Source organism: Coriobacteriia bacterium, assembly GCA_018368455.1.
Classification (GTDB): Bacteria; Actinomycetota; Coriobacteriia; order Coriobacteriales; family UMGS124; genus JAGZEG01.
On sequence record JAGZEG010000002.1, the window covers coordinates 113214 to 127781 of the forward strand.

11 protein-coding genes are annotated in these 14568 nt (G+C 66.0%); all 11 read right to left on the minus strand.

Annotated elements, in window-relative coordinates; genetic code table 11:
- Positions 1–31: 31 nt before the first annotated feature.
- The 11 genes from KHZ24_01760 to KHZ24_01810 all read right to left on the minus strand — a co-directional run bounded on the left by KHZ24_01760 (position 32) and on the right by KHZ24_01810 (position 14558).
- The gene (locus tag KHZ24_01760) at positions 32–2299 is read right to left on the minus strand and encodes a hypothetical protein (protein MBS5449930.1); all 2268 of its coding nucleotides are present in this window, start codon (positions 2297–2299) and stop codon (positions 32–34) included.
- Between the two features lie 154 nt (positions 2300–2453).
- The gene (locus KHZ24_01765; protein ID MBS5449931.1) at positions 2454–5075 is read right to left on the minus strand and encodes a homocysteine S-methyltransferase family protein; all 2622 of its coding nucleotides are present in this window, start codon (positions 5073–5075) and stop codon (positions 2454–2456) included.
- A complete protein-coding gene (locus KHZ24_01770) occupies positions 4981–5682 on the minus strand; it encodes a vitamin B12 dependent methionine synthase (GenBank protein ID MBS5449932.1) in 702 nt (233 codons plus the stop codon). Before KHZ24_01770 ends, KHZ24_01765 begins: the two co-directional genes overlap by 95 nt.
- 12 nt (positions 5683–5694) lie before the next feature.
- Positions 5695–6567, minus strand: a complete 873-nt coding sequence (locus KHZ24_01775) for a methylenetetrahydrofolate reductase (GenBank protein MBS5449933.1) — start codon at positions 6565–6567, stop codon at positions 5695–5697.
- Positions 6568–6675: 108 nt separating this feature from the next.
- On the minus strand, positions 6676–7257 hold the full coding sequence (locus KHZ24_01780) for a hypothetical protein (protein MBS5449934.1): 582 nt from the start codon (positions 7255–7257) through the stop codon (positions 6676–6678).
- Between the two features lie 38 nt (positions 7258–7295).
- Entirely contained in the window at positions 7296–8201 is a 906-nt protein-coding gene (locus KHZ24_01785) for a hydrogenase maturation protease (protein MBS5449935.1), read from the minus strand.
- Between the two features lie 128 nt (positions 8202–8329).
- Positions 8330–9064 carry a cytochrome b/b6 domain-containing protein gene (locus tag KHZ24_01790; GenBank protein MBS5449936.1) on the minus strand — a complete coding sequence of 245 codons (735 nt, stop codon included), beginning with the start codon at positions 9062–9064 and terminating at the stop codon, positions 8330–8332.
- Positions 9065–10732 carry a nickel-dependent hydrogenase large subunit gene (locus tag KHZ24_01795; protein ID MBS5449937.1) on the minus strand — a complete coding sequence of 556 codons (1668 nt, stop codon included), beginning with the start codon at positions 10730–10732 and terminating at the stop codon, positions 9065–9067.
- Positions 10733–12070: a hydrogenase small subunit gene (locus KHZ24_01800; GenBank protein ID MBS5449938.1), complete on the minus strand. Its 1338-nt coding sequence runs from the start codon at positions 12068–12070 to the stop codon at positions 10733–10735.
- An 880-nt stretch (positions 12071–12950) separates the two neighbouring features.
- On the minus strand, positions 12951–13490 hold the full coding sequence (locus tag KHZ24_01805) for a rubrerythrin family protein (protein ID MBS5449939.1): 540 nt from the start codon (positions 13488–13490) through the stop codon (positions 12951–12953).
- 168 nt (positions 13491–13658) lie between these two features.
- The gene (locus tag KHZ24_01810; GenBank protein ID MBS5449940.1) at positions 13659–14558 is read right to left on the minus strand and encodes an adenine glycosylase; all 900 of its coding nucleotides are present in this window, start codon (positions 14556–14558) and stop codon (positions 13659–13661) included.
- Positions 14559–14568 lie beyond the last annotated feature (10 nt).

Here is a 14568-nt window from a genome sequence, read left to right on the forward strand (position 1 = left end):
CTTGCGTAGACCTACCTTGCCAAGCCGCGCGCTACAGCCACCACATGAACGTCTGGCGCAGATACTCCCACAGCGGAGGATAGCTGCCGCCGGTTGACAGGTCACCCGTCGGATCGTGCATCGCGATCATGATGAGCATCGTGAACAGCAGGCTCGCCACCACAGTCGCAAACAGCGCGATCGCCCAGCCGCGGCGGGGCTTCGCAACGAGAGCGCCGGATTCGACGGGAGCCTCCAGGGCGGCCGGCGTGCCCGCATCGGCAGTGGGCGTCTCCTCCTCACAGCTCGCAAGCGCCGGAGCGCAGACCGCCTCAACGCCAGCGCCGCCCAAGTGGTGCAGGAACACCAGGCCCGCCGCCAGACCAATGATGAACCCGAAGTCCTGCGTGTAGCGCAGCAGGATGCCGGCACCCTCCGTATCGAACAGCACGAGGATGACAGCCGCAGCGAACAGGTAGCCCGCCATCCAGAACACGGGGCGGTCTGCGTGCGGTCCCTTGCGCACGCTCCCGAGCATCACGAGAGACCACAGCATCGGGAACAGCAGGAACGCGCCGCCAAGCATGGGCTCGTACGTCGTCGTGCCCGAGAAGCCCGGGTAGACGTTGGCCATGTGCATGAACGGGAACGTCGACACGACGTACGGCGGGTTGAACAGGTAGTAGTAGGCGCCCTCGAGCATGCGCACGATGCTGTGCCCGCGGTGCGTCATGTCGTTGTACGTCAGGTTGTACGCGGCGCCGAAGTCGGTCACGGAGCCAAAGCGCGCCCAGTTGTACCACATGACGCCAGCCGCCACGACAACGACAGGCACGAGCAGCCATGCCGACCAGGTGATCTTCTGCTGGCGCGGCATATCTTTGCTGCGCACGATGAGGAACAGGATGACGAACATGAGCGGGATGAGAATGAGCAGCTGGGGACGGCACGCCGAGATGAGCGCGATGCACAGCGAGCCGCCGGCAAGCCGCACGGGGCTGCCCTTGCACCAGCCGCGATACCACAGGCACAGCCCCCACACCGACAGGCAGCGCGCGAACGAGACAGGCACGTTGTACAAGCCCGGACGCCCAAGCCCCACAAGCAGCTGCGAGGCGCACAGGATGCCCAGGAACACGAGCAGGAACGTCCCGAGGCTCGTCTTCGTAAACCGGTAGCGCACAAGCGCGCGCATCAGCGAGTACAGCCCCACAACGAACAGCAGCGTCGGGATGAGCACGGCAACCGAGTTGGGGAACGTCAAACCGGTGAGCAGGTAGTACGGCAGGTAGAACACCAGCACGGGAAGCACGCCGAAGTAGACGTAGTACTGGCCGTCGTAGTAGGCCGTGTCCCACAGATAGCCGCGCAGGTGATGCGTGCTCTCCTCGCTGCGGGCGCCGTAGTCGTACGGGTTATCCATGTCGATGAGCCACTGCGGCGGCTCCTGGAGCAGGTCAAGCTGGCCCGCCGCGAAGGCCTGCGCCAGCTTGGCGTACTCGTTCGTCGCGGTATCGGGCTGGTCAAACACCTCGTAGAGCTCGCCCGTGCGACCGGAGAACTCGTCGGCGTTGTAGTTCGCCGTGGCGATGGCGACCCACTTGGGGAACGACGTCCAGTAGACGAACAGCAGCACGAGCACAACAGCCAGCACGCCGCCGCGGATGGCGCGGGCACCCCAGCCAGTCGACAGCGCCGGAATGCGGCCGAGCGCACCGTTGGGACGTAGGAACCAGACGACGCACAGCGCGAGGAACGTCAGCGAGAGACGCAGGAAACTGAAAGCAAATGGAACCTCGGCATTGATGCTGATGCTGTTAACCGTGATGGGGAAGCTGTTGCTCGCGACGAGCGTCCGCCCGTCGACTCCACCCCACACGTCACCGGGGAACGAGACGCGCAGGCTCTTGATGTTGCCGTACGTAAAGACCGACTGTACCTCGCTGCGCTCGTTGTCGGGGTGCAGCTGGGCGACGGGCAGGTAGTACGGCTCGCTATTGCCCTCGTCCGTGACGGCGTAGCTCACCCACACGCTCGAGTTGTCGTTGCTCGTGCTGCTGGCAACCTCAACCTTGACGTTGTGGATCTTTGTGTCGAGGCTCGAGAAGCCCAGCGAGTAGTCGGCTCGCGTCACGCGGATAGGCGTGTCGCGCAGCACCTGCTCCTCATAACCCAGCGACTCCCAGTGCCGGAAGTTGAAGAGGAACACCTCGAGGAGGACGGCGATAACGACGAGGATGATGAGGTGTGCCCACGAGGGCAGGCGTTTGCGAGAGGGGTCGGTCCATCGCGCGCGCAGTTCGCTGAGCTTGTCGAGCATCGCTTCTCCTCGTCCGAGACGTCCCGGTCTTCCGCGCCTCTCACAGCGGGCGCATCCGGGCATACGTATTCAATTGTACGTTTGGGGAAGTCGAGGCGCACCGCCCGTCAGCCAACGCCCACAACACCAAACAGCCTTTCGAGCGATGCGGCCTCTACGCGAACACCTCCGCCGCGATGCGAGCGGCCGTGGCAGCGTCTTTGGCATAGAAATCCGCGCCCACCATCTGGGCGTATTCGGGGTTGAGCACGGCGCCGCCCACCATGACGCGACACCAGGGGGCTTGCTCGTGCAGCAGCTCGATCGTCTGCCCCATGGCGCCCACCGTCGTCGTCATGAGCGCCGAGAGGCCGGCGAGCTGCAGGTGGTGCTCGACGACGCAGTCGGCCACCTTCTGCGGCTCGACATCGCGGCCCAGGTCGTACACTTCGTAGCCGTAGTTCTCGAGCAGCATCCGCACGATGTTCTTGCCAATGTCGTGGATATCGCCCTTCACCGTCGCGATGGCGACGGCTCCCTTCGACGTGGCAGCAGCGGCGCCCGACGAGGCCGCCTGCTCGCGGATGACCTCAAAGCCGACCTTTGCCACCTCGGCCGCGGCCATGAGCTGCGGCAGGAAGAACGTCCCCTTCTCGAAGCGCTCGCCCACCTCGTCGAGCGCCGGGATGAGCACGCCGTTGATGACGTCCATGGCGTCGTGCGTAGCAAGCAGCTCGTGCACGGTGTCGGCCATGGGGCCGCGACGGCCCGTGAGGATGAGCTCGTGGGCCCGCGCCTCCGGGCTCTCGGGGACATCCGCAGTGCCGGCCTCGGCCACGCCGGGGGCTCCGGCCGGCCCGCCCTCGACCACCACCGGCGCACCAGATGGGCCGCTCGATGCCTTCTTGTCCGAGCGCCCCGCGTATACCGCGATGTAATCGGACGCGCCCTCGTCCTGGCAGTTCAGCACACGCCAGCTGCGCACGACGTCCATGTAGCGCTCCGACAGCGGGTTCATGATGGGCAGGTCGAGCCCCGCCTCGAACGCCGCCGTGAGAAACGTCGCGTTGAGCAGCTCGCGAAACGGCAGGCCGAAGCTCACGTTGCTCACGCCGAGCACGCAGTGCGCCCCCGGCAGGCCCTCGCGCACAAGCCGGATAGCGCGAAGGATCTCGGCGGCGCCCGCCTGGTTTGTCGACACGGCCATGGCGAGGCAGTCGATGAGCACGTCGGAGCGTGGGATGCCCCGGGCCTCGGCGGCGTCGGCGATGCGACGCGCCACCTCGTAGCGCGCCTCCGCCGTCTCGGGGATGCCGTCATCGTCAAGCGTCAGCCCCACGACCGCGCAGCCATAGTGCGCCGCGATGGGCAGCACGGCGGCGATGCTCTCGGCTGTGCCGTTCACGGAGTTGATGATGGGCTTGCCCGGGTAGGAGCGCACGGCAGCCTCTATGGCCACCGGGTCGGACGAGTCGATCTGCAGCGGGCACGTCGTGACGCCCTGCAGCTCGCCCACGAGCCGCTCGAGCACGGCGGGCTCGTCTATCTCGGGCAGGCCGGCGTTGACGTCGAGTATCTGGGCGCCCGCCTGCACCTGAGCGATGGCCTCCCCCATCACGTAGTCGTGGTTGCCGCTGCGCAGGGCCTCCTTGAGGCGCTTCTTGCCCGTCGGGTTGATGCGCTCGCCGATGACGGCGACCTCGCGGCCCTCCAGTGTCACGAGCTCCTGCGCCGAGCACACGGCCAGCCCCTCGAAGCAGGCACCGCGCGGCGCAGGCTTCCCGCCCCGCGCGTCGATCAGCGCACGTTCGCCCGCGATGATAGCCGGGTTCGTGCCGCAGCAGCCGCCGATGACGGAGACGCCTGCATCGAGCATCTGCGCGACGGGGCCGCAGAACTCCTCGACCGTGATGTCGTACACCGTGGCGCCGCCGACCATCTTGGGCAGGCCGGCGTTGGGCTTCACCATGACGGGGCAGCTGGCATAGGGCAGCATGCGCTTAACGAGGGGCAGCGTGTCATCGGGCCCCAGCGAGCAGTTGATGCCGAGCACGTCGACGTCCAGCGCGCTGAGTGTGACGGCGGCCACCTCGGGCGTCGTGCCGAGGAACGTGCGCCCGTCCTCGCCAAACGTCATCGTCGCGAAGATAGGCAGGTCGCTCTGCTCGCGACACGCCAGCACAGCGGTCTTCATCTCGGCCAAGTCGGCGATCGTCTCGACGAGGAAGGCGTCGGCGCCGTGAGCCGTGGCGGCGCGCACCTGCTCGGCGTAGAGTTCGTACGCCTCGTCAAAGCTCAGCGTACCCAGCGGCTCCATCAGCGTGCCGATGGGCCCCAGGTCCGCGGCGACATAGCGCGCCCCCGCCGCCCGGGCGCATGCGATGGCAGCGGCGAACACCTCATCAACGCTCGCCTGGCCCTGCAGCTTGAGGCGGTTGGCGCCGAACGTGTTGGCCGCGACCATCTCGGTGCCCACCTCGACGTAGGCGCGATGGACGCTCGTGATGAGGTCGGGGTCGGTCAGATTGAGCAGCTCGGGGATCTCGCCGGTCTTCGCACCGCGCGCCTGGAGCTGCGTCCCCATGGCGCCGTCGAACAGCAGCAGGTCCTCCCCCGCCAGAACGCGGGCGAGATGCTCGTCTTTGCAACGGCGTGGGCGCGGCGTCAGGCGATCCTCCGGCCAGGCATGGCGGGGTGCGGCGTTATCCACGGCAGGTCCTCCCGGTCTTTCGAATCTCGCAGAACTCGCGGCAGTGGCACTTGGAGCACAGGCGCAGGTGCGTAGGCTGGGGCTCATCGAACAGGCCGATGACGGCCGTCACGCTCTTCGTCGGCACGAGCAGCAGCGTCGGCGTCAGCGTGAGCCCTAGGCGACGCTGGGCGTCGACGGCAGCGAGCATCTGGGGCTGCGCGTCGAGCCCCCAGTCCCCATGGCCGGGGCTGTACCGCGCGTTGGGAAACAGCCCGCGCTCACGGCCCTCGGCCACGATCTGCGCCTCCGTAGCGTCAGCGGCGCGCTCCACGAGCGTTGTGCACGCGGCGTCGAACACGACGGCGTCGAGCGGGTCAGCCTGCGAGAGGCGGCGCAGCTCGCGCTCGCTTGGGATGCCGAGCGTGCAGGCAAGAACGCCCACGGCGCGAGCCCCGGCGAGATGCGCCGTGATGTCGCGCCCATACGGAGCGAGGGCGCAGCCATCGAGCTCCAGCTCGGGAATGCCGTCATCACGCGTGCGAACGCCGGCGACGTCGTAGACGCGCCACGCCCCCGCTGGCTGGCACAGCGAAAGGCAGCGCGCCACCATCGCGTCGATGCGCGCGGAGAGCTCTTCGGTCATGTCCTGGCCGGCATATCCCAAATAGCGCAGGACTTCGGCCCGGTCGATGCTCGCGATGTCGAACCTCATGCGGCGGAGGCCCTACTCAGAGAGATAACCCACGGCGCGCAGGGCGGCAGCGGCGCTGGCGGCGACGGCAGGCTTGTTCATCGCGTAGACGTGCAGGCCGGCCACACCGTGATGCGCCAGATCGCACAGCTGCTCGCAGGCGTACTCGACGCCAGCCTTGCGCAAGCCCTCCGGATCGTCGGCATAGCGGGCCAGGCGCTTGACGACCGGCGAGGGCAGCGTGGCGCCGCAGGTAAACGTCATGCGCGTGACCTGCGACTGGCTCGTAAACGGCATGATGCCCACGACGATGGGCACCGTGATGCCCGCCGCGTCGGCCGCGTCACGGAAGCGGTAGTACAGCTCGTTGTCGAAGAACAGCTGCGTCACGAAGAAGTCGGCGCCGGCGTCCTGCTTGGCCTTGAGGCGCTCGATGGAACGGCGGAAGTCCAGGCAGGCAACGTGGCCCTCGGGATAGCACGCCGCGCCGATGCACAGGGCATCCCCGCAGCGACGGCGCAGGTAGGCGATCAGATCGCTCGCATAGTTGAAGTCGACGGGCTCGCGGCCGGGCATCGGGTCGCCGCGCAGCGCAAGCACATTCTGGACGCCGCCCTGAGACAGGCCATGCATGAAAACGTCGACGTCGGACTCGTGCAGGCCCATGCACGTGAGGTGCGCCATCGTCGTGACGCCCGTGCGTTCCTGCAGCTGGCAGGCGATGGCCGACGTGTTGGCGGAGTTGCCCGTGCCACCGGCCGAGTACGTCACCGACACGAAGTCGGGAGCGAGCTTCGCAAGTTCGCCGCCCACTTCGAGCGCCGTCTCGATGGGCAGGTCGCCCTTGGGCGGAAACATCTCGAACGAGAACGTGCGCTTTTGGGCCAGGATGTCGCTGATCTTCATGGACTTCTCCTCGTTCGTCGCGTCGCAGGGCGCGGGCGAGCGAGGGCCTGTGCACCGGGCGAGCAGAAGCGCTGCACCACAGCGCCGCCGCCAACCACATCTCGCAGGCTATACGCTCAAACCCGGTCTGATTGCGAGGTTATACCACGTGGCGAACGCGATGAACGCCACCCCTATGAGGACGAACAAAATGCTCCATTTGCGCTCTGTCGCCAGATACTCTTCAAGCGACTTCTCTGAGGCGACGCGGATGTAGCCGTGGACGTTGGCGCGCATGGCGTAATAGATGGTGAAGGCCGCCGTGCCGATGGCAGCAAACGCCGCAAGCCACGCCATCTGCTGGCCGTGGACCGCGGCGTAGATGAGGTTGTCCAGCACGAGCCACAGCGGGTAGAACAGGATCATGAACCACTGGCCGTGCACCGGGCCCCACAGCGCCGGCATGAACAGGGCGCCGATGTTGAGCGAGGGCATGTGAGGCTTGGGCTCGTCGAGCCCCAGCAACAACGCGACGGCGATGCTCTGGCGCGGGTGTCCCTTGCTCTTGCACGAGAAGTCGGGCCCCACCTCGACGAACTGCCCGCACTGCCGGCAGAAGCCCACATAGCGCATGCCACGCGGGGCATGAGGGATCTTGTCGCCGTCGTTGGGCGAACCCACAAATCTCGCGTTGTTGTTGCCGTCGGCCATGGGGCCTCCTTTATCGAACGCGCACATCAGGCGCCTCGCTACCGGGCATCGCCTTCCATCGTAGCGCACGAGCGGACGAGCCGCTGCACCGCTCCGATGACCACATCACAATCGTGGTCGTTCGTCGTGGGGCGCACATCCACGACGAGCAGAGCGCGGCCGGTGGCGTCCCCGTCTACGGCAAGGCCCAGCTCCACGCGGGGGCCCAGCCGGGCAGCCAGCTCCGCAAATGCGGTCGCAGCCTCACCAGCGCAGCCGGGGACAGTGCAGACGACCCGCTCGAGCGCCCTGTCGGATCCCTCCGTGCCGCGAGGGTCACCCACGATCTCAGCACCCACAGCCCGCAGGCCCGCCGTCAGATAGCGCGTCATCACGGAAACGTCGGGCGCGCCTATCACCTGCGGCATCGGCAGCGTCGAGCGCAGCTGGGAGGCAGCCACGGCGTCCTCGTCATCAAGGCGGTCGCACACCTCCAGGCCCAGCTCGTCACGCAGCCAGCGCGCCGCGGCGGCAGCCAGCAGCGGGACGGCGGCGGCGACACGCGGCGTCAGCCCCATCGTGAAGTTGGCGGGCGACATGTTCTCGACCTGCACGCCCAGGCAGTGTCCCTCGCAGCTCACGCCCATGAGCGCGGCCGCCGCCAACACGTCGGCGAAGCGCATCTCATGCAACGACAACGTGCCCGGGCCGCTCGTCGCGGCGTCCTCCGGAGCGAACGAGAACAGCGCGCCCGGCTCGGCACCTGGCACTTCCACGGCGTCGAGCACGAGCGCGCGATCGTATGAGCGCAGGTCGGAGATGATGGCCATGCCCATGACCGCGCGGTCGAGCACATCCACCTCAGTCGGCAGCTCGTAGCGGGCTGCGAGATAGCGACCGCACGCCGGCCCCACGCCCTCGTCGAGCAGCAGCTCATTGCCGATGCAGATCACCGCGACGCGCATTGTGTCCCCTTCGATAGACAAAAGCCGGCCCCGGACCCATCGCGCGGATCCGAGGCCGGCCATCTCACACATTTACGCGCCCCACACGCAAGGGCAGCGCATTTGTGGCAGAGAAGCGCCCGAAAAACTTAGCTGCGGGTCTTCATCGTGCCGGTGGCCGGGGCCTCGCCGAAGCTCGGCTCCTCGCCCATGCCGTCGAAGCCAACGACGTTGCGCTTCACCGGGTCGTACACCAGGCCGCCGTGCTCCTTGCGGAACAGGATGAGCTTCGAAGGCGCGATGCCTTCGATGTTGGCCAGGTAGATGTGGAACATCATGATGATGATGATCACGAACATCACGAAGAAGTGGAACAGACGCACGTTCATGATGCCCATGCCATTGATCAGGAACTGCGAGATGCCCCACTCGCTCGTCGGGATCCACAGCGCGAAGCCCGTCCAGGCCATCAGCAGGATGCACACGGGGATGACCAGGTAGGCGATCTTCTGCGGAACGCCGAGCTTGGCTCCCAGGGGGTGCTCCTTCTGGATGAACAGGTAGTACTTGATCCACGCGATGAACTGGTGACGGCTGTTCTTCTGGGGCAGCCACGTCCAGATGTCGCGGACCTGCGAGCGCGTACCACCGGTCGGCGAGCTCTTGATGAAGAACGACAGGAGGATACGGGCCAGGCAGTTGAGCGTGACGACGATGCCGCAGAACACGTGGATGCCACGCGCCATGCTCATGGCCAGCGGGAAGAACGGGTAGTGAATGTAGAAGCCCGTGAAGATGAGCAGGAACATGCACACCAGGTTGATCCAGTGCGTGATCACGAAGGGCATCGGGTGCGCTTCACGATAGTGCGCGAGGTGTGCCATTTACCTCACCCCCCAGGGGCTCTCAAGCGACGTGAAGCTCTTGCCCGTCTTGGGCTCGAACACGTGCACGGAGCAAGCCGTGCAGGGGTCGTAGCTGTGGACGAGGCGCAGGGCCTTGATCGGCTTCTCGACGTCATCGACCTCGACGCCGATGAGGGCGTTCTCCAGCGGGCCGAGCACGCCGGAAGCGTCGCGCGGGCTCAGGTTCCACGTCGAAGGGATGATGATCTGGTAGGACTTGATGTTGCCACCCTCGTGGGCCGCCATGTGATACAGGGCGCCACGCGGGGCCTCCCACAGACCCTCGCCCTGGCCGGAGTCGTTCGTCGGCTTCGTATACCAGTCGCAGCCGCCGTTGGCGATGTAGGCGATGAGATCCGTGACCTCCTGCTGGGCGCGCTCAGCCAGGTAGACCGTCTCGCAGGCGCGGGCGACGATGCGGCCCGTCGTGGACTCGAGATAGTGCAGCTCGCCCTTGTGGCCCAGGGCCTCCAGAGCCTCGTCAACGAGCTCGACGATGCGCTCGACGCCGCGCTTGTACGCGACGAGAACGCGCGCCAGGCTGCCGGCCTCGCAGGGCTTGCCCTTGTAGCGCGGGGCCTTGCACCAGGAGTACTTGGACTCGGTGTCGTAGCCCGTCGCCGGGAACCACGGGTCAGTGATGCCCTCGATGGGGTCCTTGGCCTCGTGCTCCTTGTAGTAGGCGTGCGTCGTGTCCTCGACGATGTTGCGAGGATCGACGTCCTCGAGCACCCAGTCGTCACCCTCGGCCAGCAGGACGCCGGCGGGCAGGTAACGGTCGTTCAGCTCGAACGACGAAGACTCGAACACGCCCCACGCGATGTAGTCGCCGTAACTCTTGCCGTACTCGAAGCCGTTCTCATAGGCCTTGGCCAGGATGAGGGCGTCGGGCCAGAGCGTGGCCTTGACCCACTTGGCGATGTCGTCGAAGCGGAACTTGATGTCGTCGAGCTTCTCCGCCGTGGGATAGAAGGCCGTGCCACCGGTCAGGCACGTCGTGATGTGGGGCATCTTGCCGCCGATGATGCCGTTGATCTCAGCTGCCTTGGCCTGCTGCTCGAGAGCCTCGAGGTAGTGGGCCGTGCAGATGAGGTCCAGCTCAGGGGAGAGCTGGTAGGCAGCGCTGCCGTCGGCGTTGTTCGCGTCGAACCAGTTGCCCGAGAAGATGGACAGCTGGCCGTTCTCGGCGAACGCGGCGAGGCGGTTCTTGATGTTCTGGAAGTCGGCCGTGGACGTGCCAGCCTCCTGGGCAGCCTGGAGGGCAGCCGCGACATCAGCGTTCACAGCGTTGAGCGGGTTGATGTAATCAAGGCCGTTCAGCACGTAGAACCACGTGATGTGGGAGTAGAGGAACTGGCCGAACTCCGTGAGGTTGCGCACCATGCGGCCGCCCTCGGGCGGGTTGACGCCCAGGGCCTTCTCGGAGGCCATGGCGGCGGCGTTGGCGTGCGACACGGGGCAGACGCCGCAGATACGCTGGGCGATCTGGATGGCGTCATCAGCCGTGCGGTTCTCGAGAATGAGCTCCATGCCGCGGAACAGACCGGCAGAGGACCAAGCGTCGACGATCTTGCCGTCCTCGACCTCCATCTCGATACGCAGGTGACCCTCAATACGGGTTACCGGGTCGATAGTCGTACGTGCCATTTATCGCGCACCTCCCTTCGTATCGGTATCGTTGAGATCGATGCCGTTCTCCTCGGCCAGCTTGACCGAGTGGGCCTTGCCGCGCAGCTTGCGCTTCTCGACGCCCTCGTCGTCCAGCTCGTCGTAGAGCTTGTTGGCGACCTTGGCGTACTCGGTGGCCTGGCCGTTGTGCTTCTTGATGTCGTAGGCGCGCTCAACCTCGAAGTCAGCGCCGCCGTCCGTACGACCCGTCAGCTTCATGCCGAACGCATGCACGCCGATGACCACGGCGATAGCGGCCGTGAGCACGCCGCCGATAGCCGCCGGGGAGATCTTCCAGTCGAAGAGCTGGTAGTAACGATGACGCGCGTGGAAAGGCGTGTTCTCGTCGACCCAGTTCATGGCCGGGTGCATCGGGGTGATGACGCCGCAGCCCAGGCAGGGCGAGCCGGCCTCGATGCAGAACGACGTGCGGCGGTTCCACTTGACGATCGGGCAGTTCGTGAACGTCTGCGGGCCCTTGCAGCCCAGCGGATACAGGCAGTACCCCTTCTTCTCCTCCTCGGAGCCGAACTGGTACACGAACTCGCCGTTCTCGAAGTGGCCACGACGCGGGCAGTTGTCATGGATCGTCTGATTGAACATCAGCTTGGGCTCGTTCTTGGCGTTGAGCTCAGGCAGACGGCCCATCAGCAGGTACTCGACGAGCACAGCCACGAGCCACTCGGGGTTAGCCGGGCAGCACGGGATGTTGATGACCGGCGTCTCGATGCCGTTCTTCTGCAGGAACTTCTGGACACCGCAGGCATGAGACGGGTTGGGGCGCGCAGCCTGCCAACCGCCATCGCATGCGCAGGAGCCCATGGCGACAACGGCGTCGGCGCTGGCAGCGCTCTCCAGCAGGATCTCCGTGCCCTTCTCGCCGGCGACGCGCAGGGCATTGCCCTCCCAGCCCTCAACGACGGAGCCCTCGTAGACGAGGATGTAGCCGCCGTTGGCGATGGTCTGCTTGCGCGCCTCCTCCGTCGAATAGCCAGCCGCAGCCGAGATGGTCTCCATGTAGTTCACGGAGAGCAGCTCGAGCACGACCGTAGCAACATCAGGCGACTCCACCTGGACAAACGACTCGGTGCACCCCGTGCACGACGAGCCCTCCACCCAGATGATCGGCTTGAGATTGCCCTGAGCCTGACCGATCACATTCTCGAGAGCGCTGGCGACCTGCGGGGCCGCCACCTCGGAAAGACCGATCATCGCGGCGAGGCCGGCGCAATACTTGAGGAAGCTGCGACGGGAGATACCGCGGGACTCCAGGATCGACTCAGCCTTGCTTGCCTCGACGACCTGTTGTGTTGCCATTCAAACACCTCCCTCTTCCTCAACGTGCGACCGTGGGGCTCAAAGCCCCCCTCTCCTTTTAAACACATCCTTCTGCTGGCATTAAAACCGCAGGTAGGACATGCCCACAAAGTGGTACCGCCATTATTTCAGACACGCCCCTCTTTGCAAACGACAATCGCCCGATGGTTTGTCCCAGAGGGCAAAACATCGGGCCAGCAAGGGAAGCGCGACTCAAATAATCACAATTGAGCCAGCGCGTTGTTACGTTCTTAAAAATGCGTAACAACGTCTGTACTGCACATGTATGATTCTAGCATACGGGGATGTAGGCAATACCGTCTGCCGCCGCACACAAATCCTACGAGTTCACTCAGGGAATCGCAAGCATGAGCGAAGCGACGTGCGCCCGAGAAAGCGGCACTCCCCAGCAAACAAGCCGCCCCTCCTCCAAGCGCGAGCGAAGCGATGCGCGCCCGAGCAGCCGGCGCTCCCAATCGTCCGGCGCCCCCTCTTCCAAGCGCAAGCGCAGCGACGCGCGCCCGAGAAAGCGGCGCTCCCCAGCAAGCAAGCCGCCCTTCCTCCAAGCGCGAGCGCAGCGATGCGCGCCCCCGCCCACGCCCTTCGACTTCTGGGGCCGCGACCCCCGCACCAGCCCGCGACCCTTCCCTCGCCGGCCCCACGCCCTTGACCTTTCCCCCCACGGAGAAGCGAGGACGGCGCGCAGGGGCCGCTGACAGGTGACTGCAGGGCGAGATTCCGCAGTGCAACGAGGAGGGGCAGGGGCGCGTTCCCATCTTCAGGAAACGCAACCCCTGCCCCTCCAACGTTGCGGTACGAGGACTGACCGAGCCAGGCAGTCACCTGTCAGCGGCCCCGTCCCAGCACACCGCCCCTCGACTTAGTAGTTAATGCTCTGCTGCGTGAAGAACGCCTGCGGGTGGCCGCAGACGGGGCAGACCTTCGGGGCCTCGTTGCCCACATGCAGATGGCCGCAGACGGAGCACTTCCACACGACGACGTCCTCGCGCTTGAAGACCTCGCCGCTCTCGAGACGGGCGAGCAGCTTGTTGTAGCGCTCCTCGTGAGCCTTCTCGATGGCGCCCACGGCCGCGAACTTGGCCGCGATCTCGTCGAAGCCCTCGGCCTTGGCCGTCTCGGCGAAACCGGCATACATGTCGGTCCACTCGTAGTTCTCGCCGGAAGCAGCGTCCTTCAGGTTCTCGGCCGTCGTGGGGACGTCGCCGCCGTGGAGATACTTGAACCACAGCTTGGCGTGGGCAGCCTCGTTGCCCTTCGTCTCGTTGAAGATCTCCTCGATGCCGACGTAGCCCTCCTTGTGGGCCTTCTTGGCATAGTAGCCGTACTTCATGGACGCCTGCGACTCGCCGGCGAAAGCGGCCTGCAGGTTCTTCTCGGTCTGCGAACCCTTGAGATCCATGGTCCCTCTCCTCTTCTTCGTCTCCCGAGGTCTGGTTGACCTCGTACAGATTCCTAATAATGGTACCCGGATGCCTCCGCGAGCGCCCGCCGGGCACATCCCGCCACGCTTTCTACGTGTTTACTTTGGTTATCTTATGGGCAATGAGCTGCGGCAGCGCGCTGCAGCCTACGCGCCCGAACCGGCATGCCACAGCCCGCCCGATACGCGGCAGAACCCCTCGCGCGCCAGCTCGGCCAAGATGGCCTCGACATCCTTCTCATCCACAGCCGCCCGTCCCGCCTTGAGCTCGGCCGCCGACAGCGCGTCGGCAAGCTCGGGCGCAGCCATGCCGCCTTGTGCACCGGTCTGGCGGGCGTCAAGCAGCGCGCGCAACACAAAGGCGCGCTTCTGGCGATGCGAGCCCTCGAAGCGCGACTGCCGCGTGTAGGCCGTCGCGCGGCGCGTCGGGTTGGGAATAGAGCGCTTGAGCCAGGCTCCGTAGTCCAGCAGCGCGTAGTACCAACCACGCACGTCAGTCGCAGAGCATGCCTGGCGCACGAGCGGCACGAGCGAGGCGTCGGCCACCGCCTGCGCCGTCGGGAACAGCTCGTGAATGAAGACGGCGCGCACGTTCGTCTCAAGGTAGACGTCGGGCTCATCAAAGGCGAAGGCCCGGATGCCCGCCGCCGTGGAGGGGCCGACGCCCGGCAGGGCCAGCAGAGCCTCACGCTCTCGGGGAAACGCGCCGCCGTGATCCTCGGACACGCGCCGGGCCGCCTCGTGCAGGGCGAGCGCCCGTCGGTTGTAGCCCATCCCCTGCCAGGCGGCCAGCACGTCGGCGTCGCTCGCCACAGCCAACGCATCGACGGTCGGGAAGCGGTCGAGCCACTCCTCCCAGCGCGTCTGCACGCGGGCGACCTGCGTCTGTTGGAGCATGACCTCGGAGATCCAGATCTCGTACGCGTCATGCGTGTGCCGCCAGGGGAGGTCGCGCCACGTGCGGGCCCCCTCCTCGCGGATCTTCGCCTGGAACGCGGGCACGTTGAGCGGTATTTCGGGAGGCTGAATAGGCCGCTTCGTCGCCATGCGAGACGGC

What these genes read in the sequence shown, in the direction of transcription:
- KHZ24_01760 (MBS5449930.1), bottom strand. Translation starts at nt 2,299, where the DNA reads ATGCTCGACAAGCTCAGCGAACTGCGCGCGCGATGGACCGACCCCTCT.
- KHZ24_01765 (MBS5449931.1), bottom strand. Translation starts at nt 5,075, where the DNA reads ATGAGCCCCAGCCTACGCACCTGCGCCTGTGCTCCAAGTGCCACTGCC.
- KHZ24_01770 (MBS5449932.1), bottom strand. Translation starts at nt 5,682, where the DNA reads ATGAGGTTCGACATCGCGAGCATCGACCGGGCCGAAGTCCTGCGCTAT.
- KHZ24_01775 (MBS5449933.1), bottom strand. Translation starts at nt 6,567, where the DNA reads ATGAAGATCAGCGACATCCTGGCCCAAAAGCGCACGTTCTCGTTCGAG.
- KHZ24_01780 (MBS5449934.1), bottom strand. Translation starts at nt 7,257, where the DNA reads ATGGCCGACGGCAACAACAACGCGAGATTTGTGGGTTCGCCCAACGAC.
- KHZ24_01785 (MBS5449935.1), bottom strand. Translation starts at nt 8,201, where the DNA reads ATGCGCGTCGCGGTGATCTGCATCGGCAATGAGCTGCTGCTCGACGAG.
- KHZ24_01790 (MBS5449936.1), bottom strand. Translation starts at nt 9,064, where the DNA reads ATGGCACACCTCGCGCACTATCGTGAAGCGCACCCGATGCCCTTCGTG.
- KHZ24_01795 (MBS5449937.1), bottom strand. Translation starts at nt 10,732, where the DNA reads ATGGCACGTACGACTATCGACCCGGTAACCCGTATTGAGGGTCACCTG.
- KHZ24_01800 (MBS5449938.1), bottom strand. Translation starts at nt 12,070, where the DNA reads ATGGCAACACAACAGGTCGTCGAGGCAAGCAAGGCTGAGTCGATCCTG.
- KHZ24_01805 (MBS5449939.1), bottom strand. Translation starts at nt 13,490, where the DNA reads ATGGATCTCAAGGGTTCGCAGACCGAGAAGAACCTGCAGGCCGCTTTC.
- KHZ24_01810 (MBS5449940.1), bottom strand. Translation starts at nt 14,558, where the DNA reads ATGGCGACGAAGCGGCCTATTCAGCCTCCCGAAATACCGCTCAACGTG.